Here is a 24,663-nt window from a genome sequence, read left to right as displayed (position 1 = left end):
ATTTGTTATCCTTATGGATTTGAATCGCCTGCCACGTTTATTCTTCCCTGTATTGTTTATGCTGCTTTTTCAAAGGCCTGTGTCTGCTGTCCACCGTCAGGATGTTGTCTTTTCCCGGCAAAATTACCTTGCTGATAGCGTTGGCCATGCAAAGCAGTCGTGGAACGCTTCTGAATTGTTTTTCCAATCCCAGTCGCGGCAGCTGATGCTTACTGACGATGCGATCGAGTTAACGGGGGAAGTGCTGATCGAAGACGATGCGGCAGGGATCGGATCAATAAGGGGCGAAGCCTGGGATACGATCGGTGATGGAATAACGTTACGTAAACACCTGATCCTGCCCGATTCCCCAGTGCGAAATGCGATCATCAGTATGCTGCTATATCCGGTTGGCAATACACCGCTTTCCGGGGGAAAACTGGTATTTACTGTAAACGGCAATGAGCCGATTGTTTACGAATTCCACCATTTCTGGACTTCCGTACCGGTGCCGGTAGCCTATTTGAAAAAGGGCGAAAACCGGATTGAAGTTGCTGTGCAGGAAACCGGGGATCGATACCGCGTACCGGTTGCACTTTATGAAAAGTTCAAATATGGACCAGCAGCCAACGTCAGCTTTCCCTTCCGAAGTGCCCGGAGTGTAGACAGCGGCAATACCTGGAATAACCACGTGACAGCCGCAGGCAAGACGGGGGAATATCCCATCAGGCTTAAATTACAGTCTTATCAGGACAGGGCCCAGCTGTATACGCCGGTCATCAATCTGGCGGATAAACTGCTGGGGGAAGTGGTTTTTTCCCCGGCGACTATCCATGATGCCATTATCCGGATAGACACAGCCGAAACAAAAGGCAGTCGCTGGCTTACGCGGATCCGCAGTGGGGATACGCACCAGCCGGCGCTCGGTGGCTGGACGGATTGGGAAGAACTGGCAACGGAGAAATTGCCGGCCGAACACAAAAAACGTTTTATTCAACTGGAGTTTAGCTTTGAGGGGAACTCGGGAGCGGAAACACCGAAATTAAACGGACTCACTGTGGACAGCAGATGGACGGTGGGATTAGTAACAGATAACCTGACGGTGGTCCGTTCACACAACGGGGCTTTTACCCCAAGCGCTTTTGCATTCCGGCACGAAGATCCGGCAAATAACAAGTTACAGAAATTCCGTAAGACGTTTACCCTGGATAGCGTCGTCGAAGGAGCAAAAACAGAATGGAAAAAAATTATACGTTTAAGAGGGTGGGTTGCAGGTCAATGGGACTGGTTCCTTCCTGATCCGGAATCACCCGATCTGATCACGTGGGACGCCACGGAAATACTGGCCGGCACTGGAGGTAAGCGTGGGGGCAATTGCCTGCATTATGCTGTGGTATTTGCCCAGGCCTGTCAAAGTTTTGGAATTCCGGCGCGCATTGTTAACACCAATTTTTCAATATGGGGAGGCCATGAGGTGGTGGAAGTGTGGTCGAATGAATTTAATAAGTGGGTAATGATTGACCCTAATTTTGATACGTCATTTTACGATCGTAAGACGGGCATTCCCTTGAATGTCCTTGAACTGCATCGCATTTTTTTGTCGACCTATTACCCGGAAGGCGAATCAGTTAACCGGGACCAGTGGTCTGTTGACGATCGGAATTTGCGGACAGCCAATATCCATCCGGAACAACTGCCCATCGCTATTGAGGTGGGTGGGCATGCGTTTTCGGGAAAGATCGATGATGATTATGTGTGGTGGAAGGTAGCCCCTAACTCGCTTAATGCAGGTTATTCGGGTGGTTATGGGTTTTTTAATGCGGCTGAAGTACGCTGGTTGCCGCGCAGCAACTGGCTCAGCCAACCGTTGCCGATACCTATTACACACGGCAGGACACATTGGGGATGGGACGGCTATTATGCCTGGACGGACGAGCAGACTCCCCCGACGCCGGAGCATCGGATTTTTGTTAGGCGTGCTGCTGACATGTACGGTCCGTTGTTCCAGGTGAATTTCAGCGCGTCAGTGATCGCAAAGGATAAGCTTATCATCAACATGCTTACCGACACGCCCGGATTCAGTTACTTTGAAGTAACCGTAAATGGAAAGCAAATGCAGGTGTCCGAGCATACATACGAGTGGAAGCTGGTACCGGGCAGCAACAACCTTGAGATCTGTAGTGTGGACGTGCTTGGGAATAAAGGCCAGCCTTCCAGCATCACGTTGATCAGTAAATAGCTGCCAGGGAAACGCAATAACTGTCGCAAAAGAAATACAGGCCGTATGACATTGTTGAAAATAGGAGGTTCAGAATTGTACGTTGCATCAATAACCACATCTTAAAAAACGGTGGTTTAAGCATCATCCTTCTGTAGATGCGCTATTATTATGTAACGTGAAAATATTTAAATTAGCATTTTCTTTGTCCGTTTCTATTGATTTTACAAAATTTAATTTTAACAGAAGATTGGTTGAATTCTGGTTCCCGTAATGTGTAAAAGCAAGTATTTTTTTAAACTTTAAAGTCTGAAACACATAATCAATTACTGCTTGAGCCGCCTCTCTCATTATTCCCTGTCCTTGAAATTCAGGCATTAATTCATATCCGATTTCACAACTACTACTTTCGCTTGAAAAGTCAAACAGGCAAATTGTGCCTACAAGTGTCTTTGTCTCTGTCAACGTAACCGCCCAATAACGCGTGTTGCCTTTTGCAACATTGTCATTAACCTTGTTGATGAAATCTATTGCATCTTCGTCTGTCTTACAGATTGGTCTGTCAAGGAACTCGTTAATTTTTGGGTCTGCGCGCAAAGCAAAAATAGCTTGTCGGTCATCAATTGATAATCGTCTGAGCGTTAATCTTTCAGTTTTCAAAACTGGGAAAGTCGCTGATACCAGCATACTCCTTTTAGCCGTCATAACTGTTCTACTTTTACTTCTCCGATTTCAAAAGGGATCCTCTTGACGGACACCTCATTTTCGATCATGATTTCCACTGAAATATCATCTCTCTCGGCTTGAGAAATGCCCCTTTTTATTTTAGTTAATGCATATATGATACCCGTTTTCTTATCTCTAAGTGTCATGTTAGTATATCCGGGCATCGGATCATCATTGATGAAATAAACGATCTTCTGTTCATCCGTGTACCGGTATGCGTATATGATATCAAAGGAGCTGAAGTCAATTTTACGGTAAGGTTCGCTGTCTCTTGTTCTGTATGTAAAGTCCGGGAAGACGTTATTTATCACCGTCGAATCAACAATGCTGAAATAGAGGTCGGGGTTCTCCGCCAATATTGCCTTGTCTACGAGATTAACATTGCGGGCAATATCCCCGTTTTTCCCCAGGTTGAAGTATGAGCTGCTTTCTTCAGCGGGAGTAAAATATTTCATGATGCCCCTGATATGCAGATCCCGGACCTTCCTTTTGGGGAGATTATACCGTAATGTTTTACCTCTGCCATTATTGTAGTTATAATTCAACGGATAAGTACGGTTTACTTCCAGCACGTTTCCCCTGTTATCCGTAACTGTCATGGTATCTATGTTGATCAGCTCGAACTTACTGGTCTGTTTATCCATTGACAGGGCAATCTCTATAAAATCTTCCGTTTGGATAGCATGGGATATCGTGATCTCTCCCTGCCCGAAGCATTTGGTAGCTATCATAATAAGCATCAATAAAATATTCTCTTTCATGGATGTGTTTTCAATGTCATTGTTTACGCGTATACCTAGCCTTCGTATCTATCCTAGGTGCCTGACCGCAAATTTCGCGGGAGTTCCTGCGGACAGTCCTACAACCGGACCGTCTGAAACAAATGTAAAAACTCTTTTGAGAACAGGTGGGGCACCGGTTTTTTTTATTATCACTTTTACCAATATAGACCGTGCTACGGGTTAAGGGGTTACCGCTTTATCCATTTGGCAAAATCGCGGGTGCGTATGATTTTCCCGAGCCTCCGAGAACGAGGTGGGAGTTCGTTTCCTGCAAAAGAAAAACCCTCTCTAATTATCTTAGAGAGGGTTTTTAAACTGGCGGTCCGGACGGGACTCGAACCCGCGACCCCATGCGTGACAGGCATGTATTCTAACCAGCTGAACTACCGAACCTGCTTCCCTTTCGGGTCTGCAAATATAGCTTGTTTTATCTATTTGCAAACATTTTTTTGAAAATATTTAACCGGTAGCACCTTCCTTCATTTTCTCTGCATTCTCCGCAAATTGGAGGGCGTCGATAATCTCCTGGATATCACCATCCATAATGGCGGGGAGGTTATAAAGGGTCAGCCCGATGCGGTGTTCCGTGACGCGTCCCTGTGGGTAATTATAGGTGCGTACCTTGGCCGACCGGTCGCCGGTTGACACCATTGTTTTCCGTTTGGCAGCAATATCACCGTGTTTTTTCTGTACCTCGAGCTCGTAAAGTTTCGATCGCAGCATCTCCATCGCCAGCTCCCGGTTGGCTAGCTGGGAGCGTTCCACCTGGCATACGACCACAATACCCGTCGGTTTATGTGTAAGCTGCACCTTGGTTTCTACTTTATTTACGTTTTGTCCGCCGGCACCGCCCGAACGTGACGTCTGCATTTCGATATCCGCGGGGTTGATTTCCACATCTACCTCCTCTGCTTCGGGTAATACGGCAACTGAAGCTGCCGACGTATGTACACGGCCCTGGGTCTCGGTATCGGGTACACGCTGCACCCGGTGGACACCCGATTCGTATTTGAGCTGTCCATATACATCTTCGCCAATGACTTTCAGGATCACTTCCTTATAGCCGCCGGCTGTACCCTCAGTAACATCCAGCACTTCGTTACGCCAACCTTTTTGCTCAAAAAAGCGGGTATACATCCGATACAGGTCACCGGCAAACAACGCCGCTTCATCGCCCCCTGTACCGCCCCGGATTTCAATGATGGCATTTTTTGCATCTTCAGGATCCTTGGGAATCAGCATCAGACGGATTTCTTCTTCCTTTTCCGCTTTCTGCTCCAGCAGCAGGTCCAGATCTTCCTTCGCCATTTCACGCAACTCCTGATCTTTCTCATTGGCCAGAATGTCCTTGTTGGTGTCAATATTACTTACCATATTTTTATAGATATGGTATTGATCGACGATCTTTCCAAGCTCTTTGTATTCCTTGTTGAGTTTGGCAAACCGCTTCATGTCATTGATGGTTTCGGGGTTGCTTAATTCGCGTTCCACCTCATCCCACCGGTCTTTTATCGCTTTTAGCTTTTCTAACATATTATTTTTCGTAATTCGTTTCGGCGTTAAGCCAAACAGGCACAAAAATACGTTTTTTTATGGTTTTTCCGGACGTGGAAATAGTGACATTGACCCTAGTGCGCTGAAACGGCTTTCAACCCGATGATTGAGCCGATGAGCGTGGTGATAAAGACCAGCCGCCATAATGTAGCAGGTTCCTTGAAGAAAATGATGCCCATCAGTACGGTTCCAACAGCGCCAATACCGGTCCACACCGCATAGGCGGTACCCATGGGCAGCGACTGGGTGGCCTTGATCAAGAGCGCCATACTGGCGGTGAGACACACGGCAAAACTGCCATACCACCAGAGCGATTCCGTACCGGTTGTACTTTTTGCTTTTCCCAGGCTTGTGGTAAATCCAACTTCAAATAATCCGGCGATAATGAGAATAATCCAATTCATAGTTACTTGTTATCAATATATTGTATTGCATCATTGCCCTGCAAATATCCGCAATGCGGCCGGACTAATTTTTACAAATGGAAAAAAACTAACGGATATCTGCCCGGATGCGGCTGAGGGTAACCTGGTTAACGCCCAGGTAAGAAGCGATATGTCCCAACTGAACCCGGAGCAGGAGGTGGGGGTGATGAGTCATCAGTTCACTATAACGCGCTGTTGCCGTTTTGAATTGCCTCGACATGAGCCGCTCTTCGGTTTTGATCAGTTCTTGTTCGGCCAATTTTCTGCCCCAGTTGGCGAGGTGGATATCGGTGGCATATAAGTGCTGTAAATCGGCGGTCCTTAAGTGAACAAGTTCACAGGGTTCCAGCAGTTCGATATTTTCATATCCGGGTTGGTCGGTAATGTAACTCTTCAGTGAAATTAATGCTTCACCTTCAGCCCCAAAACATAATGTAACCTCGTTGGCATGATGGTGGTAATATACACGGGCAATACCTTTGACAACGAAATAGAGATCGCGCTCCAGTTTCCCTGCCCGGAACAGCAGGTGCCCCTTCGGGAACTTAACCAGGGTGGCAATGCCCCGGATTTTTTGCAGCGATTCAGCGGGAATATCCAATACATTGGTGAAGAGGGCATCAATATGCATATTAGCCAACCTAATATCAGGACTACTCATCCCACGTCTTTAATTCCAGCTTTTCACCATCGAATACCGCGTATGTATAGTAATTCATCCATTCGCCGAGGTTGAGGTACCTGCTGCCATTGGGTAGGGTAATATCCAATGGCAGGTGGCGATGCCCGAAGATGAAATAATCGTAGTGTTGTTTTTTAATTAATTCTTTGGCATACAATACCAGCCATTCACGGTCTTCACCCTGGAAGGTTTCCTTGCCTCCCGATGCGATGCGGCTGTGTGCCGACCAGCGTTGGGCAATCCCAATTCCGAGGTTGGGATGCAGCCGGGCAAAAAGCCATTGGCAAAAGCGGCTTCTGAATATTTTTTTGAGCACTTTGTATTTGCGGTCACCCGGACCGAGCCCGTCGCCGTGATGCAGGTAGAACGTCTTTTCGCCACGGGTGATAACCAGTTCGTTTTCAATGATGGTTGCACCCAGCTGATCTTTAAGATAGCCGAACATCCACATATCGTGATTGCCCTTGAATAGGGTGATTTTGATGCCCGCATCGGTCAGTTCGGCCAGTTTACCCAAAAAGCGGATAAAGCCCTTGGGAACGACCGTGGCATATTCGAACCAGAAATCAAATATGTCGCCTATCAGGTAGAGTTCGGCGGCATCGGATTTAATGCTGTCCAGCCACCGGACCAGCCGCTTTTCCCGGGTGTAGGCGGTATCGTTGAGCGGTACACCAAGGTGAAAATCGGAAGCAAAATAGATATTTTTGCGTGTGGCCATAGCGGCCAAAAATACAGAAAAGATTGGTTTTTATACCGATCTTGTTAGTTTTGTCTGATACTAATCCGTATTTAAATGAGCAAGCCAATTGGGGTTATCGTACTTGCCGCACTGGCAACAACCGCATGTCATCATCAAAATGGCATCGCACCGGCTTCGGATATTGCCTTATTGCCTTACCCGGAAACGCCTGAAGGGGGTGTGGTCGATACGTATTTCGGAAATAAGGTGCCTGATCCTTACCGATGGCTGGAAAATGATACGGCGCGCGACACAAAAGCCTGGGTAGACGCCCAGAATGAAGTAACTAATGGGTACCTCGAACAGATTCCGTTCAGAAAGGCTATATACGACCGGTTGGAGGAACTATGGAATTATGAAAAGTACACTGCACCGTTTAAGGAGGGTAGCTATACCTATTTTTATAAGAACGACGGCTTGCAGAACCAGCATGTGCTGTATCGCCGGCATGGAGAGGACGGTGAGGCAGAAGTTTTCCTCGATCCGAATAAATTTTCCGAAGACGGAACGACGTCTCTTGCCGGAATCGCATTCAGCAAAGACGGGAGTCTGGTGGCTTATCAGATTTCAGAAGGAGGCTCAGACTGGCGCAAGGTAATCGTCATCCGTGCCGAGGATAAATCCATTGTAGGGGATACATTGGTTGATGTGAAATTTAGCGGATTGGCCTGGCACGGCAATACCGGCTTTTACTACAGCAGTTATGACAAACCCCGGGAGGGCAGTACGCTGGCGGGTATTACCGACCAGCATAAACTGTATTTTCACCGGCTGGATACCCCCCAGGACGAAGATGTGCTGATCTTTGGCGGTTCGCACACGCCGCGGCGTTATATAGACGCTTACCTGACGGATGATGAACGGTTTTTGGTCATCTCCGCGGCTAATACCACTACAGGAAATGAGCTGTATATCCGGGACCTGTCGAAACCGGATAATGCTATTGTTCAAGTCGTCGATAATTTTGAAAAAAATCACGGCATTATCGACCATGCTGGTGATACACTATTTATTTACACCAATCTGGACGCTCCGAATGGGCGGATCGTTGCTGTGGATGCACGTAACCCGGCTGTCGAAAACTGGCGGGATTTCATTCCGGAAACAGCGAACGTATTGAGTCCCAGTACCGGCGGAGGCAAAATTTTTGCCAATTACCTTAAAGATGCTACTTCATTGGTGCATCAGTATAACCGAAAGGGAGAATTAGAACGGGTAATCGAGCTGCCGGATGTGGGTTCAGCCAGTGGGTTCAGCGCAAAACCCGGCGATAAGATGCTCTATTATTCTTTTACTTCCTATATCTATCCGCCAACGATTTTCAAATACGATATCGGAACCGGGAAATCGGAGCTGTACAACGCTTCGCGTGTGGATTTTGACCCTTCGCTGTATGAGTCCAGACAGGTGTTTTATCGCTCGAAAGACGGTACGGAAATACCGATGATTATTACGCATAAGAAAGGCCTCAAGCTGGATGGAAACAATCCGGCATTGCTGTACGGTTACGGTGGATTTAACATCAGCCTTACTCCCTCGTTCAGCATATCAACGATTATTCTGCTTGAGCAGGGCGGGGTATATGCTGTGGCCAACCTGCGGGGCGGTGGTGAATACGGCGAGCAATGGCACCTATCGGGAACAAAACGCCAAAAACAAAATGTGTTTGATGATTTCATTGCCGCAGCGGAGTACTTGATTCGCGAACAATATACCACCCCCGGGAAACTGGGAATTGCCGGTGGCTCCAATGGTGGCCTGCTGGTAGGGGCGGCAATGACACAACGGCCGGAATTGTTCCGTGTGGCGCTTCCGGCAGTAGGGGTGTTGGATATGCTTCGTTATCACAAATTTACCGCGGGGGCGGGCTGGGCTTATGATTACGGTACCGCGGACGATGATGAAGCGATGTTTGCTTACCTTTATACTTATTCTCCCTACCATGCGCTGAAATCCGGTACGGTGTACCCGGCTACGTTGGTAATGACGGCCGACCACGATGACCGGGTAGTACCCGCGCATTCGTTTAAATTTGCCGCACGTTTACAGCAATACCATAGGGGAGAGGCGCCGGTGCTCATCCGTATTGAAACGAAAGCGGGGCATGGCGCAGGTAAGCCCACTGCAATGATTATTGCGGAGCAAGCGGACAAATGGGCTTTCCTGTTCCAAAATACGGGGGTCACTTACAACCCGAAATAAGTCGGGATGAAGCGCCATGTCAGCATGCTATGCCGGGGTTTCCGCCTTTTTCGGGAACATCAAAGAGGCAATTACACTGATGGCTAGGATACCTACAATCACGATGAGCGAATGTGCGGTCGTAAATCCCCATTCACTGAGCCAATGGTGCAGCAACATTTTGGCGCCGATAAAGACCAGTAAAAAGGATAATCCCGTTTTCAGGTAATGGAATTTGTGGATAATGTTGACCAGCAAGAAAAACATAGACCGCAGACCAAGAATGGCAAAAATATTGGAAAAGAAAACAATGTACGGATCTTTGGTAACGGCAAATATGGCTGGAATGGAATCAACCGCGAAAATAAGGTCTGTAAATTCAATGACTAACAGGACCAGAAAAAGCGGTGTAATGTATTTTTTTCCATTTTCCCGATGAAAGAAATGCCCATTGACAAAATCGGGGTATACTGAGAAATATTTAGAAGCAAACTTAACTACTTTGTGATTCTTCGGGTCTATCTCATCATCTGTGTTGCGGTTGATGAACATTACGACGCCGGTATATACCAGGAAGAAACCAAAAAGATACAGTATCCAGCCAAACTGGCTGATCAGTGCCGCCCCGAGAAAGATAAATATAAAACGGAGTAAAATAGCGCCGATGATGCCCCATACCAATACCTTGTGATAGTACTCCGGCCGTACACCGAAGGAGCCAAACACCAGTACCATAACGAAGATATTGTCAACGGAAAGCGCATATTCTACCACATAGCCTGTGATGTATTCCAGTGCTAAGTTGTTTTTATAAGCGGTTAGGCTTGCTGCAAAATCATCCGGGATCAGCCTGATGTTGTGCAGGTGTTTTTTCGTGATTTCTGCAAGCTGTGCAAAATTTTCAATATTGTGCAATTCGTCACCCCAGATGCGTAGCAATACATAAAAGCCAAGGGCAAAGCTGACCCACACCGCGCTCATGATCGCTGCCTGTTTAAGACTTACTGCCTGATTGCTTTTGCTGAACAGGCCGAGATCGATGGCCAGCATCAGGACAATAAAAATGATAAATCCTCCAAAAAATATAAGTTCGTGGCTCATGCTATTTATTACGTTCTGTAGTATATTTTACAAGTTGTTCCAACCCATTCCGATAGGCGCTTTCCGGAAAGTCGGCAAGGATATCAAATGCTTCCTGCTGGTAGGCCTGCATTTTGGTGGTCGCATATTCCATACCACCGCTGGTTTTAACGAACTCGATCACTTCTTTTACTTTTTGGTCGTTTTCATTATGGTTCTTCACCAGATTAATGATGTGCCTTTTTTGTGATCGGCCGGTCTGTTGCAATGCGTAAATGAGCGGCAGTGTAATTTTCTTTTCCTTGATGTCGTTACCGAGGGGCTTACCCACATCGTCGACACCGAAGTCAAACAGATCGTCCTTAATTTGAAAGGCAATGCCTACTTTTTCACCGAAATTACGCATCTGCTCCACAATGTGGCGGTCTGCACCGGCCGAGGCCGCCCCACACGCACAGCAGGAAGCGATGAGCGAGGCTGTTTTTTGCCTGATGACCTCAAAATAAATGGATTCCTCAATATCAAGTCGACGCGCCTTTTCAATCTGGAGCAGTTCACCTTCACTCATCTGTTCCACTGCTTCGGTGACAATCTTCAACAGGCCGAAATCATCGTTGCGGATGGAAAGCGATAATCCCTTGGCCAGCAGAAAATCTCCGACCAATACTGCAATTTTATTTTTCCAAAGGGCATTAACAGAAAAGAATCCCCGTCGTACATTTGCGTTGTCTACCACATCGTCATGCACCAGGGTGGCGGTATGCAACAATTCAACCAGTGCTGCTCCCCGATAGGTCGCTTCGCTAATGCCGCCGCATAACCCTGCCGAGAAAAAGACAAACATCGGCCGCATTTGTTTGCCCTTTCGTTTTACGATGTAATGGGTGATGCGATCAAGCAGCGGAACAGAGCTCCGCATCGATTCCTTGAATTTATCCTCGAAAATTTCAAGTTCCTTAGCAATCGGTTTCTGTATTTCGCTTAGTTTGATCATGTAAAAGTCCGGCAAACACGAATATTGTCTGATGGTGTAAAAACGGCCGTAAGATACTAAGATATTTTTACTTGTTTGAATCGTTTTCGGCAGCGGCCGCTTCCAGCTCACTGTACCATTCGGCACCGTATTTACGGGTAAGGGGCTCTTTCAGGAACGCATATACCGGTACATGCAGCTCCCTACCCAGCGAACAAGCCGAATGGCAGATGTGCCAGCGGTCGTAGTGCAATACTTCAAACTCGGGGTAAACGGTGGTTCGTATCGGGTATAAGTGGCAGGAAATGGGTTTTTTCCAGGTGATCGCACCACTTTCATATGCCTTTTCAATAGCACACTTGGTGATGCCGTTTTCCCAGGTAACGTAAGCACATTCCTTATTCCCACCCACGCATGGCGTTGTAAGGTCGCCATCCATGTCGGTAACATGTGTGCCGTATTCTTCCACAGCGGCTATGCCTTTTTCCGTCATATAAGGCTTTACATGCGGGTATATTTCCTTAAGAACGGCCAGTTCAGTCTGATGCAGCGGGGCACCCGCATCACCTTCAATACAGCACGCACCACGGCATTTATGCAGGTTGCAGACAAATTCTTCTTTAATTAGGTCTTCACTTACCAATACCGCTCCTACCTCGATCATCATGGTTGATTGTTTTTTTATTGTTTTTCGCCAAGCGGATACTTCAGTCCGCTGGCATCGGTCAGCTCCAGCGTTACCGATCCGACCAGGATCTCGACCTGGGCTTTTACCGGAATCCGGTTGCCGTCGTTGGTTACCCACAGGTATAACCTACTGTCCTTTTTAAATATACGGCCGGGTTTGATCTCCGGACTGAATTTAAGACATTCCAGTGTGCCCAGGGCCGTTTTTATGGTTTCAATTCCGATATATTCGATGCCCAGCGTGGCGATCTCGTCGTTCAGGAAATAGGTGAGCTTAAAGGAATCACCCACCTTAACCTTGGATAAATCCAGGTTCCGCGCAAAGTAATAGGCAGAAAGTAAATCAAAGGTCTGGTCGGAATTGCTTTGGAAGGTTCCCTTGTTGCCGACAACCGTGCGGCGCCGATGGTCAAACCGTACAATATCCGTCCGCCTGTAATTTCCTTCGCGTATATTTTCCGTATAATAATGGGGTAAATACGTCCGTGAGTCAATGTATGAGTCATAACGATTATCAACCGTATAGAACACACTGAATGCCGAAGAGGTACGCCCCCTCGCGGAAAGATGAAACGAATGGGGACTGCTGAATTTAATACTGGAGTCTTCTACCTTGAGCACGCCCACAGCAGCCGATATAATGCCATATCGCAAACGGTAGGTCAATTCTTCTCCTGCCTGGAACGCTGATTCTTTACGGAAGGGAAGCTGGCCGTGGGCCAGCAGGGTCACACCGATGAAGCAGAATATAAAGGCAGTTGTTTTTTTCATCAACAGAACAATATGCAAATAAAATGCCGTTTTAGCTTTTGCGTTTAAACACCGGCACAGTTGAACACGGTTCGCCATACATGATGCTTTTGGCCACTTTGGTTAATTTTGCCGTGAATTTAATAAATGCAGACTCCGGAATCGGAATATCCCCGCAGCCTTTAACTACTACGCGCTGGTCGCGGTAACGCTCCATGTCTACTCCGTCCAGTGCCCGTTCGTATAACAGTGTTTCCAGTGTGTCCGCATCACCAAAGGCGACATCCTGGGCATAGGGTTCCAGGCTGTTGGCCAGCAACATGTAAGCCCAGGTAGGTATGATTGCATCAGCGGAACAAGTGATGCCTACGTATTTTCCTTTATATTGCTGCCAGTCGTGAGATTTGACAAACTCCCTGAAATCTTTTTCCCTGAGGATAAGACCATGGAATAGATTATCTTTAATGTCATAGATTACCCGTTCGCCCCGGGGTCCGAAGTCAGCAAGGTCCACGGTAATCAATCCGCTTTGTGCCACTTTATTGACAATGTGCTCCTGTATTTCCATAGTAAATAAAAAATCCGGACAGTATAACCACTGCCCGGATACAAAATTACGTAAAATAACGGGTTAAAAGAACCTCGCCCGATTGTCTACAATATCTGCCTTATCCTGCAGTGCGCGGAACGTCAATGCTCCCGCCCGTTGGGTAGTGGCTTGCATCAGTTGTTTTTTCAAGGCTGTCAAATCCTCGGGTACGGCTGGATTTACAAAACCCGATACCTCCACAACGTACACGCCCTGTGCGCCCCGTATCGGATTGGAAGGCTGTTTAGGCTGCAGCCCAAAAACAGTGCCCACTACGGTATTTTCCCGGGCTACTCCCGGTATTACCGGATTAGCCAATACAATATTTTCAGCGGCCACCGGTGTTTTTCCCAGTTTTCCTGCGATCTGGGCCAGGCTGGCTGCGCCCTGTGATGCCTCAGTTGCCTGAGCAATTAGCTGCTTAGCTTTTACCCTGTTTCGGACTACCGCTTCTATATCTTTTTTCACGGCTTCCAAAGGAAGCTGGCCCTTTTCCTGAATATCGGTCACACGGGCGACAATATATTTATTTGTCGCTTCGTACACCTGGTTAGTAACATCCCCCTGATCGGCTTCAAAAGCCCATCGGATAAGCTCCCGGGGCACATCCGTACCCATCAGCATGGTTTCCATTGCCGTAATATTTTCTGCTTTTGAGGGATTAAGTTGCTGCTCCGAAGCTACCTCACTGAAGTTATTACCGTTGATCGCACCAAAAAACTGCGTTGCCTTATTGTATGCGGCATCCATGGTTTCTCTACCACTGGTTACCTGTTTATCCACAATGGCGGCCTTGACCACGCGTGATGAACCGATCTGGTTTATAATTTTGATGATGTGGATGCCGAACTGGCTATTGACGACGAGTACATCGCCTGTTTTGCCATTGAATACGGCGTTTTCAAATACGGGTACCATCATGCCCGGTGCAAAAGTACCCAGTTCGCCGCCATTGATTTTACTGCCCTCATCCACACTGAACTGGATAGCCAGCGAGGCAAAGTTTTCACCCTGGAGTACCAGGCTCCGGATGGAATCCGCTTTTGCCTGTGCGCGCTCAAGTCCGCCCTCAGCAGCTGGATTAAGCAGGATATGGCTGGCTTTTACAGAATCCGGCCACACCTTCGCGTCCACTACTTTTGCAATCTCGAAAGTTCCATTCGAAACGATCGGACCGACCGTTGATCCGGGTGATGCGCTGAAAATGAGCGAGTCCAACGCGGAACCCATTTCACCCCGTTTGCGGTAGGCAAATGGATATTTGGTGTCCGAATTCACCGCAGCAAACAGGGAATCGGTAGTCGATTCCGCCAGCTGGGCTTTTAATTCTGTTATCGTTTCCCGTACCCGGGCTGTATCCTGGGCAGTAGGGCTGGCATCAAATACTACATATTCCAAACTGCGGGTTTCTTCCGCATTCTTAAACACCCCTTTATTCTCGTCGTAGTATGCCTTGTAATCTTGCTCCGTAACAGTTACTGAACTGTCTGGTATAGCACTGTAGTCGAGTAAAATATAGTCGAAGTTCGCTAGTTTGTTGCGCTGGTTATAATCCTCCGTTGCTTCAAGTGAAGTGACATAAATACTGTTGTTAACCAAATCGGTGTATTTGGCAGCCAGTCGGGTATCAATTACATTCTGCAGGAGGGCTTCCCACTGTCCGTGCGCTTCATGGGCTGCAGGAAGGCTGCCAACCTGGGCAATGAATCCGTTGAGCTGGTTGCGGTCGAACTGTCCCGTTTGCGGGTTCATAAATGCCTGCTGTATCTGCATGGAAGGGTTTTCTCCCTGGACCAGGTCGTTCAATTCGGGCTGGCCGACGGTTAGGCCGACCTGTTCAATTTCTTTTTCAAGCAACGCCCGGTTGAGGTATTGGCTCCAGACTTGCTGGACCGCCCACGACCGCATCTGCGGATTCAGTGTACCGCCACCCATTTGCTGGCGGAACATTTCGGACGTCTGGTCTACCTGTGCGTTAAATTCATTGATATCAATTGAATTCCCGTTAATGCTCCCCACCTGATTTTGATGCCTGGCCCAAAAAGGCGTACCGTAATTAATTACGTCTCCCAGTAAAAACGCAAAAATCGCGAAACCGATAAAAGCAACGATAACCACCCCCGCCCGGTTACGCAAATAGTTCATTAATCCCATAGTTGTATATAAACTGTTTTGTTTTTTCTAATTATTCCGTTGTAAGACCGGGTTTAGCCAGTTACTGAAAATGAGGCGCAAGATACGATTTTTATGAAAAAAATAGGATCAAAAAGCAAAATTGAGCAAAACGTTCAAAAACCGGTATTATGTAATTATTTTTTATAGCGCATCATAAAATCCCATACGGTTTCAAAGGAATTGTAATCCATGTTCTGTCCGGGTACAAGGGGCTTTCCCGGTTCGCGAAGGGTGGGATGCCGGTGCGCTCCCCCTATGATTTTGTAAAGCACGACATCGTACCTGCCTGGGTAATGCTGTATTTCAACGGTCGATTCATCATCGGGGGTTATATCAGGTAAGACACGCACCTTAGCATTGGTTTTGGTCGCGTTTCTTGCCACCCAGTACGCTACGTTCTGATCACCGGATAGCAATCGGGGGGTATTGATCACGTCGACAGGTCCACCATCCCATCGGATAACACTGTCAGCAGTTCCGCTTGTGATAATGATAGGAATCGGCTCGGCATCGACCGATGTAGCAGCTACCTGCGGACTGATGGCAGATATGAAGGGTGCGATGGCGGCTATTTTCCCGGGGATGTCCACGCTTAACCGGTAAGTCATCATCCCGCCATTTGAACTTCCGGACACATAGACCCGGCGGGGGTCACCCTTAAAATCGCTGATGAATAGGTCGATTAAATGATTGATATAAGCCACATCATCGATGGTATCTGTTGCCGGGAAGCTACCGCCCAGTCTGTCATTCCAGTGCTTGGATGTCGCTTCCGGATAAACCACGATCGCACCATCCCGATCGGCACGCTGATGGAATTGCGGCCCCAGTACATCTACGCCGATCTGGGCACTGGCGCCATACCCGTGAATGAAGAATACAATCGGTAATCTGGCTTTTGCATCATATGCTGAAGGAATGTAATACATGTATTTACGGTCGATCCCGTCAAACCTGACCGTCGCGGTGTGTACCCCCTGATCTTTTGCGTGCTGGGCAACAGCGAGCAAGCCCGGGGCCATTGCACACAGTAATAGGAAAAATGATCGTTGAAATATTGCAATGTTTTTAGTTAAACCGTTGATCATATTAGCTGTTTTTTTGGTCTTGTTCAGGGCAGAGCCCATCCATTTTGAAAAAATAGCCGGTGAACGCCGTTAGCGAAAAGACGGTCCCTGGTTGCCGTCGAAAATATACAATCCGGTTGAATTTTGAACCACAATATTTTCAAAATTTCCATCCGAGCGAAAGGAAGATCCCATAAAATCACCCTTGCCATCCTTAAAATGCGCGGTGATCGGCACATGATTATAAAACGTATTGTCTTTTTGGCTGTGAATGAGTTCTTCGGTTTTGATGACGGAACCGTCCGCGCGGGTAATGACCACATTTCCCCGGAATTCGATTAACTCCTCGGCCTCTTTCTGAATCGCATAATCGGCGGTAATGCGCTGGGTTTCTTTGCTGTGTTCATCATAAAAGATGATGGTAACCCCCTTTTGAAATTCATAATACGGATCTTCCACATTGTAGTGCCGCATTTCAGGTGCGCTCATTTTTGCCTGTACAACGGCTGAGTCACTGAAAACTACAGTGACGCCCCTGGAAATATCCACCGGTTCTTCTGCCTGTATGGCTGCAATGCGGTCGACTTCCTTTAAATCCGTTTCACAGGAAGCCAATAAGCTGATTGCTGCCAGAAACAAAAGGACAAAACCCCGCTTTGGGGCGGGGAATGTATAGTCAGTTAATGTCGTCTTGGTAAACATGGCATGGTCGGCATGATTAATCATACGATCTCCGGACGAACCAGCGGTCATTGAGTGTAAACCCTAAGTTAAAATTAATATAGCGTTCACGGACCAAATTGTTTGAAAGCGTACCCATCTGGCCAAATTCGCTGGAGAAGTTGATCTTGTAGAACGTTCCGCCGAAAAGCGAAGCCAATGGAAAGCCAAATCCCACGGTAATGGCCATCTGCTTGATGTCCTGATCCTGCAAATTGAGGTATAATTTGTTGGCCTTGAAGCCGAGGCGGTAGTCAATCAGGTTGAGGTAATTGATTGAAGACGCGTCGGGTGTGAATTGTCCACCGACAGCAAATCCATAACTGTCCGTAAACCCGGGATCGGTTGCCCCTTCCCGGTAATCACTCCACTTGGCGTAATTAAAATCTCCTCCCACCATCCATTTGTTGGTTTTGGTCAGCGTAAACCCGATGCTGTGTTTCATCGGCATTTTAATCGAATATCGTTGGCCTTCAAAGGTAGAAATCGTATCTAACGGCAGGTTTTCCTCGTCTTCGGCCACGCTGGTCGCGGTACCTGTCACTACTTGCGAGGCTTTCGCCCGGAGGGATGTGCCCGCTGTTCCCGAATAACCAATGGTCAGGCTTAATTCGTTCTTCAGCGGCTGAAAGTATTGTATGCCGTAGTCATAGCTGAATCCTTTGACATAACGGCTGTTATCTGTCCGGATATTGAGTGCACCCACATCATTTGGGAACTCGATGGAATTAATGTTGTTGAGCGTACCGAAAATATAGCCTGCATTCACGCCAATACTGAAATTTTTATTAAGCTGGATGCCATATCCGAGGTACGCCTTGGTTGTGCCACCCGTACCCGCGTATACCGTATTGATATTCGTTGTGTCAACTGTACCGGGAATAGAGTAACTGGAGCCTACGTCTGAAAAAGGCAGGATACCGAAACTGATTCCACCCGGCCGCCCAAGCGGGATGCCGAAATTAATGTGGCTTAATGCAAAATTATACGCGTTTTCGGAATGCTGATTTTTGCTTAACTGGTTGATGTTGCCAAATACGCCCACGTCAATGGTGGTAAGCAGCAGCGCAGAGTAGGATGCCGGATTGATGACGTTGATATTGCCATAGCCCTGCAGGTAACGCACGCCGGTAGAGATACCACCCATTGCCCGGCTTTGCGGCAGGTTATCGCCACGCAATTCGCCGATGCCAAAGCGTGAGTATGGAGAGCTGGTGGTCGACCGCTGTGCATAACCCAGCGTAGCCGCCAGCATAAAAAATGCAACAAAAAAAGTAACTTTTGAAACGATACGCATGTAATTTGAGGGAGCTTTGTGCATGTAATGAGTGAACTGATTACGATAATGCGGTATGGAGTATGGATTCAAAAATGCCTATGCCATCCTGATTGCCCAGGATGTTTTCCGAGGCGCGCTCGGGATGCGGCATCAAACCGAATACGTTTCTTGATTTATTGCACACACCGGCGATATTTTCCAGTGAGCCATTGGGGTTTGCGTCAGCCACGATGTTACCGGCGGCATCACAATACCGGAATAATACCTGATCGTTGTCGTTTAGCGCGTTTAATGTCGCTTCATCCGCAAAATAATTGCCCTCGCCGTGTGCGATCGGAATTTTATAGGCCCTGTCCAATTCCAGTTGGGAAGTGATTATTGAATCGCTGGTTTGGGCTTTCAGGTAGATATTGTCACAGATGAATTTCCGCTGCTGGTTGTGCAGCAATGCACCCGGCACCAATCCGGCTTCCGTCAGAATCTGAAAACCGTTGCAGATTCCCATAAGGTATCCTCCTTTTTTGGCATACGCAATGATTTCCTGCATAATCGGAGAAAAACGGGCAATGGCGCCCGAGCGCAGGTAATCGCCATAAGAAAAACCACCGGGCAATACGATAAATTCCGCCCCTTGCAGGTCATGGTCTTTATGCCATAAACGAACCACCTCCTGTTCCATAACGTTGCCCAAGACGTGGATAATGTCTTCATCACAATTGGAACCCGGAAATATAACGACACCGAACTTCATGTAAATATGCTAAATTGATGATAATCGATTAACTAAATAAACCACGGGGGTATCCTGTTGCAGCATGGCCTGTAATAAAGGTGGCCTCCCACCCGTAAAATGTATGCAAAGCTATCTAATTTTTAGCTCCCGCCACACATTCTTTTTGTTAAAAAAGGTTAAAAAGCTGTATAATAAATAATTAGAAGAACTGGAAGTAGATGCTGGTCAGCAGTAAAAGGGCAAAGACACTTTCGTAGAACCACCGTTTGGTTGCGTAGTTAAAGTAATAAGCCATGTAAATGGCAATCGGGGGTACACACAGGAGAAAATGGTTGACCGCTAATTCCGCATTCAGGTAGAAGGAGGGCACCGTCAGCAGCAGCATACAGAACAGCAGCTGAAAAGATTTCCGGATGTGTACGACGCTTTTGAAAAAGTTCTGCCTTAACGTAAAAAGGAAGAGCACCAGGATGAGTATTACGGGGACCAATACCAGGTAATCATACATTTCAATATGGACAGATGTTGGAAAGGGATGTGTTAACGGCAGCCAGATCCGGTAGAATGTGTCCAGCTGGTCAAGCCAGAAATACAGTACACCCAACAGAAAGTAAATGGTGATAAAGCCGATAAAAGCAGCCAGCCATTCCCGCCAGTCGAATGGACGGAAGATGATCAGCGCACCCCAAAGCAGCAGCAGCATCACAATAAATGGGAAATACACCAGGCTTCCCAAGGCTACAATCATGCCCAGATCAAACATCAGGGGCTTGATTTCTGTCCGTCTGTACAGGCTAAGTAATTTACTCAGCATCCAAATAGACAGAAAATTGCAAATCAAGATAGGTGACAATACTAGAAATGGCAAAATCAGACTGGCCAGGGCAAGGTACATCAACGCGGCCAGAAAACTTGGCCGGCCAACCAGGTTTGCGGTATTGACAACCTGGTTGATCAGCAATGCCTGGACAATGGTCAGCGCCAGTGTGATCACGGCATTGAGTTCGGGAGAAACTGCTCCCTGATATAACTTGCCGGTGAAATTGCTGATTGCGGGTTCAAAAAATACGGGGGTCAGGCCTTCCGGAAGGTGGGTAAAGACACCCAGGCACAGCAATACCCCCACAACGGATAACAACAGGATATTGAGCGGTGTGTATTTCCGGAATTGATCGATCATTTTGTATGCACGTCTTTGTGCTACAATATTAAGATAATTTAGCCAATCGGCCATTGCTAATTTCAAGCATGCCGTATCGGCTGGCGGGGTATCCGGCCTCACCGACGAGGCTATAGCGCCACCATAGGCTCTGATTTCAACACTTCCAGCAAGCGTTTGATATCCAGTTTTTCACTGAGATCATCGTGCTCTGCCCCGTCAGGCTCCGGGTCTGCCGTCGCATAATCTTCCGCCTGGTAACGGTAGATCTGCCACTTCCCGCGATGGCATTCCAGGGCGGTCAGGTTTTCCACCCAGTCGCCCGAATTAAGGTAGGTTACCGTTCCAAGCGCCGTTTCTATCTGCTTGATCTCGGGGTGATGAATATGCCCGCATACTACATATTGATACCCCTTTTCAATGGCAAGGGAAGCGGCCGTCACTTCAAAATCATTGATGAACTTTATCGCATTTTTAATGCTGTTCTTGATCTTTTTTGAGAGGCTCATTTTATCCCGGCCCAATTTTTCCAGCATCCAGTTAACCAGGCTGTTCAGCAGGATCAGGCTATCATAACCGACAGCTCCCAGCCGCGCAAGCCATTTGGAATGTTGCATTGTCACATCGAAAATATCGCCATGGAATACCCAGGCTCTTTTTTTCCCGATGCGTAGGGTGAGTTTATTTGTTAAGGTAAGTGACCCAAGGCGGAAATCAGCGAATTTGCGCAACAGCTCATCGTGATTTCCTGTTAAATAGGTAACGGGTACGCCCTCTGCCACAAATTTGAGGATCTTCCGGACAACCTTCATGTGGGATTCCGGCCAATACCGTTTGCTGAACTGCCAGATATCGATAATGTCGCCATTCAGGATAAGCTGCTTGGGTTTTACGCTTTTAAGATAACGTAAAAGTTCTTTTGCATGGCAGCCATATGTGCCAAGGTGTACATCTGAGATAATAATCAGGTCTACATCCCGTTTTTGCATAAGCAGCAGGTTGTGTGTGGTGATAATTGTTTGCAGTTCATAACCATTGCAATGCAAATAGAAGGAAAGGAAATGACCTTAATGTAATGCCTGTATTAAATTTCTGCGATTAACATCAGCCGCCGCCGGTACTGCCTTCCTTCCAAATGCGTATTTGGTATGGATGTAAATAACCACTCACGGCTTCCTGAAAACTACATTATGTTTATATTCGCAGTTGTATGACCAAGACTGAAAACATAGCACCGGCGTTAGCCGACCTGAGCCGCTCGTTAACCGGCAGGCTCTATTATAGTGACAGTGCCGAGCATGCCACCATCATACGCGCTTATTCAACCGATGCGTCGGTGTATCAGGAGCGTCCCCTTGCCGTGGCAATCCCAAAAGATGAAAATGACCTGAAACAGCTGATTGCCTTTGCATCGGGGAATGGTGTTACACTCATTCCGCGTACGGCAGGCACTTCATTGGCCGGACAGGTGGTCGGTCGGGGCATTATTGTTGATGTATCCCGGCATTTTGACCAGGTGCTGGAAGTGAATACCGAGGAACGCTGGGTACGCGTGCAGCCGGGTGTCATCCGCGACGACCTGAACGCATACCTGAAGCCTTATGGGCTGATGTTCGGTCCGGAAACGTCCACAGCCAGCCGGGCCATGATCGGTGGAATGGTAGGCAATAACTCCAGTGGACTGCACTCCATTGTATGGGGCGATACGCGTAGCCACCTGTTATCGGCTACGGTATTGCTTGATGACGGGACGCAGGTGGTCTTTGAACCGTTGGACGATGCTGTACTTTTCCAGAAATTGAAACAACCCAACCGGGAGGGCGCGATCTACCGGGAGATGAATGCCCTGCTGACTGACGAATCCAACCGGCGCGTCATTGCGGATAATTATCCTAAACGTTCAATTACGCGGCGTAATACCGGGTATGCGCTGGATCTGCTGGCGGACAGTGAACAGCCCTTTAATCTATGCCGGTTGCTGGCCGGTTCGGAGGGAACCCTCGGTATCCATACAGAACTTAAGCTGAATTTGCTGCCGCTTCCGCCACAGGAAATCGGTCTGCTATGCATCCATTGCCATTCATTGATCGAGTCACTGCACGCCAATGTCATTGCGTTGGCGCATCATCCGGAGGCCTCTGAATTGGTCGATAAGTACATTCTTGATTTCACCAAAGGGCACCCTACTTACCAGTATAACCGGTTCTTTATTGAAGGGGATCCCGAAGCGCTGCTGATGGTGGAATTCCGGGGGGCAACTCCCGAGGAGGTAGCCAGCAAGGCGGCTGCCCTGCGGGCCGACCTGCAGGCGCAGGGACTGGGTTATGCGCACCCGCTGGTTACCGGGGGGGCGAAAACAACACTGGTCTGGGACGTCCGCAAGGCCGGACTGGGACTGATCCGGAACCTGCCGGGGGACACACAGCCGGTAAACCTGATCGAAGACTGCGCGGTGTTGCCTGCAGATTTACCCGCCTATATTGAGGAATTGCAGGGAATACTGGATAATCATGGCCTTAAGGCCTCTTATTATGCGCATGCCGGTGCCGGTGAGCTCCATGTCGAGCCGCTGATCAATCTGAAAACACCGGAGGGGAAGCAGGCATTCCGCTCTGTGCTTGCACAGACGGCACAGCTGGTAAAGAAATACAATGGCTCGTTGAGCGGGGAACACGGCGACGGCCGGCTGCGCGGGGAATTCATCGGTGCGGTTTTGGGTAATGAGGTATATGCGCTTTTGGAAAAAGTGAAACAGATATTTGACCCGGCCGGTATCTTCAACGCCAACAAAATTGTCGATACACCACCCATGGATAAGTTTCTGCGGTACGAAAAAGACACCTCGGATATCCAGATTCCCACCATATTTGATTTCAGTAAACAGGAAAGTATCCTGAGGCTCTCGGAAAAATGTTCGGGCTCGGGCGACTGCCGAAAGACGCACATTACCGGAGGGACGATGTGCCCGTCTTACATGGCTACCCGTGAAGAACGGGATACGACACGGGCGAGGGCCAACATGCTTCGGCAGTTTCTCACCGATTCGCGGAAGGTTAACCGGTTTGACCACGATGAAATCAAGGAGGTAATGGACCTGTGCCTGAGCTGTAAGGGATGTAAGACGGAATGCCCGTCGGGTGTTGATATTGCCAAGATGAAGGCAGAGTTTCTGCAACATTACTACGATGCCAATGGTACCCCGTTCCGGGCAAATGTCATCGCCAACTTCACAAAGTCCCAGCACCTGGCCAGTTACGTTCCGGGGCTTTACAATTTCGTGATCCGGAATAATTTCACCTCCTCCATCGTAAAACGCATACTTGGCTTCGCCCAGAACCGATCGCTGCCCGAAGTGGGCAGTACCACCCTTAGAAAATGGGTGGCACGGAGGCAGGCCCGCCAAAAGGGGCATGGAGCGACCGGCCGCCGGGTCTACCTTTTCTGCGATGAATTTACCAACTACAACGATACGGACATCGGGAAGGCGGCGTACGAGCTGCTGACTGCGCTGGGATACGATGTGCAGTTGGTTAATCACCTGGAAAGCGGCCGGACGTACCTGTCGAAAGGGCTGGTCCGGAAAGCAAAAGACATCGCAAACGCCAACGTCCGTATGCTGAAGGACTTCATCACGGCGGAAACACCCTTGATCGGTATTGAACCGTCTGCTGTGCTGACCTTTCGGGATGAATACCCCGATCTGGTCGATCGGGAATTATTGTCCGAAGCGGAGCGGCTGGCCGGCAGTGCCCTGCTGATCGACGAATTTCTCGCGGGGGAAATGGATGCGGGTCACATTGACCGCTCACGGTTTGGTACGGCTAAACAGCAGATAAAGCTGCATGGCCACTGCTATCAGAAGGCTTTCCACCTGGTTGGGGCCACCGAAAAGATACTCGCCTTTCCGGAGGGGCATGAAGTAACGGTTATCCCTTCGGGGTGCTGCGGCATGGCGGGCTCATTTGGCTATGAAAAAGAGCATTTTGAGGTTTCCATGAATGTCGGTGAACTGGTGTTGCTCCCTGCGGTCAGGGCAGCTGCCGAGAACGTGATCATTGCCGCGCCGGGCACCAGTTGCCGGCACCAGATTAAAGATGGAGCGGGAAGGCGGGCTTATCACCCTGTCGAAATTCTTTGGAATGCACTCGTAAAATAGTGCCGG

The 24,663-nt window shown here is 48.2% G+C and carries 21 protein-coding genes and 1 tRNA gene; 3 read left to right on the top strand and 19 right to left on the bottom strand.

Going from position 1 to position 24,663, the window contains the following annotated elements; all coding sequences use genetic code 11:
* The first annotated feature begins 13 nt into the window (after positions 1 to 13).
* Positions 14 to 2,218, top strand: a complete 2,205-nt coding sequence (locus NEV57_RS04990) for a transglutaminase-like domain-containing protein (protein WP_257657201.1) — start codon at positions 14 to 16, stop codon at positions 2,216 to 2,218.
* Positions 2,219 to 2,341: 123 nt separating this feature from the next.
* Here NEV57_RS04990 and NEV57_RS04985 read toward each other — a convergent pair whose 3' ends face one another.
* The 7 genes from NEV57_RS04985 to NEV57_RS04955 all read right to left on the bottom strand — a co-directional run bounded on the left by NEV57_RS04985 (position 2,342) and on the right by NEV57_RS04955 (position 7,087).
* Complete coding sequence (locus NEV57_RS04985) at positions 2,342 to 2,902, bottom strand: GNAT family N-acetyltransferase (protein WP_257657200.1); 561 nt, start codon at positions 2,900 to 2,902, stop codon at positions 2,342 to 2,344.
* Complete coding sequence (locus NEV57_RS04980; protein WP_257657199.1) at positions 2,899 to 3,684, bottom strand: hypothetical protein; 786 nt, start codon at positions 3,682 to 3,684, stop codon at positions 2,899 to 2,901. Before NEV57_RS04980 ends, NEV57_RS04985 begins: the two co-directional genes overlap by 4 nt.
* Positions 3,685 to 4,021: 337 nt before the next feature.
* Positions 4,022 to 4,098 (bottom strand) — tRNA-Asp (locus tag NEV57_RS04975).
* 66 nt (positions 4,099 to 4,164) lie between these two features.
* Positions 4,165 to 5,238, bottom strand: coding sequence for a peptide chain release factor 1 (prfA, locus tag NEV57_RS04970; protein ID WP_257657198.1), 1,074 nt, complete (start codon positions 5,236 to 5,238; stop codon positions 4,165 to 4,167).
* 95 nt (positions 5,239 to 5,333) lie between these two features.
* Positions 5,334 to 5,663 carry a DMT family transporter gene (locus NEV57_RS04965; RefSeq protein WP_257657197.1) on the bottom strand — a complete coding sequence of 110 codons (330 nt, stop codon included), beginning with the start codon at positions 5,661 to 5,663 and terminating at the stop codon, positions 5,334 to 5,336.
* An 88-nt stretch (positions 5,664 to 5,751) separates the two neighbouring features.
* Positions 5,752 to 6,345 carry a Crp/Fnr family transcriptional regulator gene (locus NEV57_RS04960; RefSeq protein ID WP_257657196.1) on the bottom strand — a complete coding sequence of 198 codons (594 nt, stop codon included), beginning with the start codon at positions 6,343 to 6,345 and terminating at the stop codon, positions 5,752 to 5,754.
* Positions 6,338 to 7,087: a UDP-2,3-diacylglucosamine diphosphatase gene (locus NEV57_RS04955; RefSeq protein ID WP_257657195.1), complete on the bottom strand. Its 750-nt coding sequence runs from the start codon at positions 7,085 to 7,087 to the stop codon at positions 6,338 to 6,340. The genes NEV57_RS04960 and NEV57_RS04955 overlap by 8 nt, the downstream gene beginning before the upstream one ends.
* 75 nt (positions 7,088 to 7,162) lie before the next feature.
* Between NEV57_RS04955 and NEV57_RS04950 the strand changes: the two genes are divergently transcribed.
* Positions 7,163 to 9,310 carry a prolyl oligopeptidase family serine peptidase gene (locus NEV57_RS04950; protein WP_257657194.1) on the top strand — a complete coding sequence of 716 codons (2,148 nt, stop codon included), beginning with the start codon at positions 7,163 to 7,165 and terminating at the stop codon, positions 9,308 to 9,310.
* Between the two features lie 27 nt (positions 9,311 to 9,337).
* Here the strand turns inward: NEV57_RS04950 and NEV57_RS04945 are convergent, their stop codons facing one another.
* The 12 genes from NEV57_RS04945 to NEV57_RS04890 form a co-directional block, all read right to left on the bottom strand.
* Positions 9,338 to 10,390, bottom strand: a complete 1,053-nt coding sequence (locus tag NEV57_RS04945; protein WP_257657193.1) for a TerC family protein — start codon at positions 10,388 to 10,390, stop codon at positions 9,338 to 9,340.
* A 1-nt stretch (position 10,391) separates the two neighbouring features.
* On the bottom strand, positions 10,392 to 11,363 hold the full coding sequence (locus NEV57_RS04940; RefSeq protein ID WP_257657192.1) for a polyprenyl synthetase family protein: 972 nt from the start codon (positions 11,361 to 11,363) through the stop codon (positions 10,392 to 10,394).
* A gap of 67 nt (positions 11,364 to 11,430) precedes the next feature.
* The gene (locus tag NEV57_RS04935) at positions 11,431 to 12,006 is read right to left on the bottom strand and encodes a DUF3109 family protein (protein WP_257657547.1); all 576 of its coding nucleotides are present in this window, start codon (positions 12,004 to 12,006) and stop codon (positions 11,431 to 11,433) included.
* Positions 12,007 to 12,023: 17 nt separating this feature from the next.
* Positions 12,024 to 12,800 carry a DUF3108 domain-containing protein gene (locus tag NEV57_RS04930; RefSeq protein ID WP_257657191.1) on the bottom strand — a complete coding sequence of 259 codons (777 nt, stop codon included), beginning with the start codon at positions 12,798 to 12,800 and terminating at the stop codon, positions 12,024 to 12,026.
* A 31-nt stretch (positions 12,801 to 12,831) separates the two neighbouring features.
* On the bottom strand, positions 12,832 to 13,347 hold the full coding sequence (locus NEV57_RS04925) for a DUF2480 family protein (protein WP_257657190.1): 516 nt from the start codon (positions 13,345 to 13,347) through the stop codon (positions 12,832 to 12,834).
* Positions 13,348 to 13,410: 63 nt separating this feature from the next.
* Complete coding sequence (locus tag NEV57_RS04920; protein WP_257657189.1) at positions 13,411 to 15,513, bottom strand: peptidylprolyl isomerase; 2,103 nt, start codon at positions 15,511 to 15,513, stop codon at positions 13,411 to 13,413.
* Between the two features lie 164 nt (positions 15,514 to 15,677).
* Positions 15,678 to 16,565 carry a CE1 family esterase gene (locus tag NEV57_RS04915; RefSeq protein ID WP_257657188.1) on the bottom strand — a complete coding sequence of 296 codons (888 nt, stop codon included), beginning with the start codon at positions 16,563 to 16,565 and terminating at the stop codon, positions 15,678 to 15,680.
* Positions 16,566 to 16,700: 135 nt separating this feature from the next.
* Entirely contained in the window at positions 16,701 to 17,336 is a 636-nt protein-coding gene (gene lptC, locus NEV57_RS04910; protein WP_257657187.1) for an LPS export ABC transporter periplasmic protein LptC, read from the bottom strand.
* Complete coding sequence (bamG, locus tag NEV57_RS04905; RefSeq protein WP_257657186.1) at positions 17,329 to 18,627, bottom strand: BamG family beta-barrel-assembly machinery protein; 1,299 nt, start codon at positions 18,625 to 18,627, stop codon at positions 17,329 to 17,331. The genes lptC and bamG overlap by 8 nt, the downstream gene beginning before the upstream one ends.
* A 40-nt stretch (positions 18,628 to 18,667) precedes the next feature.
* Positions 18,668 to 19,360 carry a phosphoribosylformylglycinamidine synthase subunit PurQ gene (gene purQ / locus NEV57_RS04900; RefSeq protein ID WP_257657185.1) on the bottom strand — a complete coding sequence of 231 codons (693 nt, stop codon included), beginning with the start codon at positions 19,358 to 19,360 and terminating at the stop codon, positions 18,668 to 18,670.
* 181 nt (positions 19,361 to 19,541) lie between these two features.
* Positions 19,542 to 20,522 (bottom strand): DUF6427 family protein, encoded by a 981-nt coding sequence (locus tag NEV57_RS04895; protein ID WP_257657184.1) that lies wholly within the window; start codon positions 20,520 to 20,522, stop codon positions 19,542 to 19,544.
* Positions 20,523 to 20,632: 110 nt separating this feature from the next.
* Positions 20,633 to 21,490, bottom strand: a complete 858-nt coding sequence (locus NEV57_RS04890; protein ID WP_257657183.1) for a UDP-2,3-diacylglucosamine diphosphatase — start codon at positions 21,488 to 21,490, stop codon at positions 20,633 to 20,635.
* Positions 21,491 to 21,711: 221 nt separating this feature from the next.
* On the opposite strand from NEV57_RS04890, the gene NEV57_RS04885 reads away from it, so the two are divergent.
* Positions 21,712 to 24,657, top strand: a complete 2,946-nt coding sequence (locus NEV57_RS04885; RefSeq protein WP_257657182.1) for an FAD-binding and (Fe-S)-binding domain-containing protein — start codon at positions 21,712 to 21,714, stop codon at positions 24,655 to 24,657.
* Positions 24,658 to 24,663: the final 6 nt, after the last annotated feature.

The sequence above is a fragment of the Parapedobacter lycopersici genome (assembly GCF_024643285.1).
In the GTDB taxonomy this organism is placed as follows: Bacteria; Bacteroidota; Bacteroidia; order Sphingobacteriales; family Sphingobacteriaceae; genus Parapedobacter; species Parapedobacter lycopersici.
The sequence above is the reverse complement of the archived record's forward strand: the minus strand, read 5'-3'. Positions and strand labels throughout refer to the sequence as shown.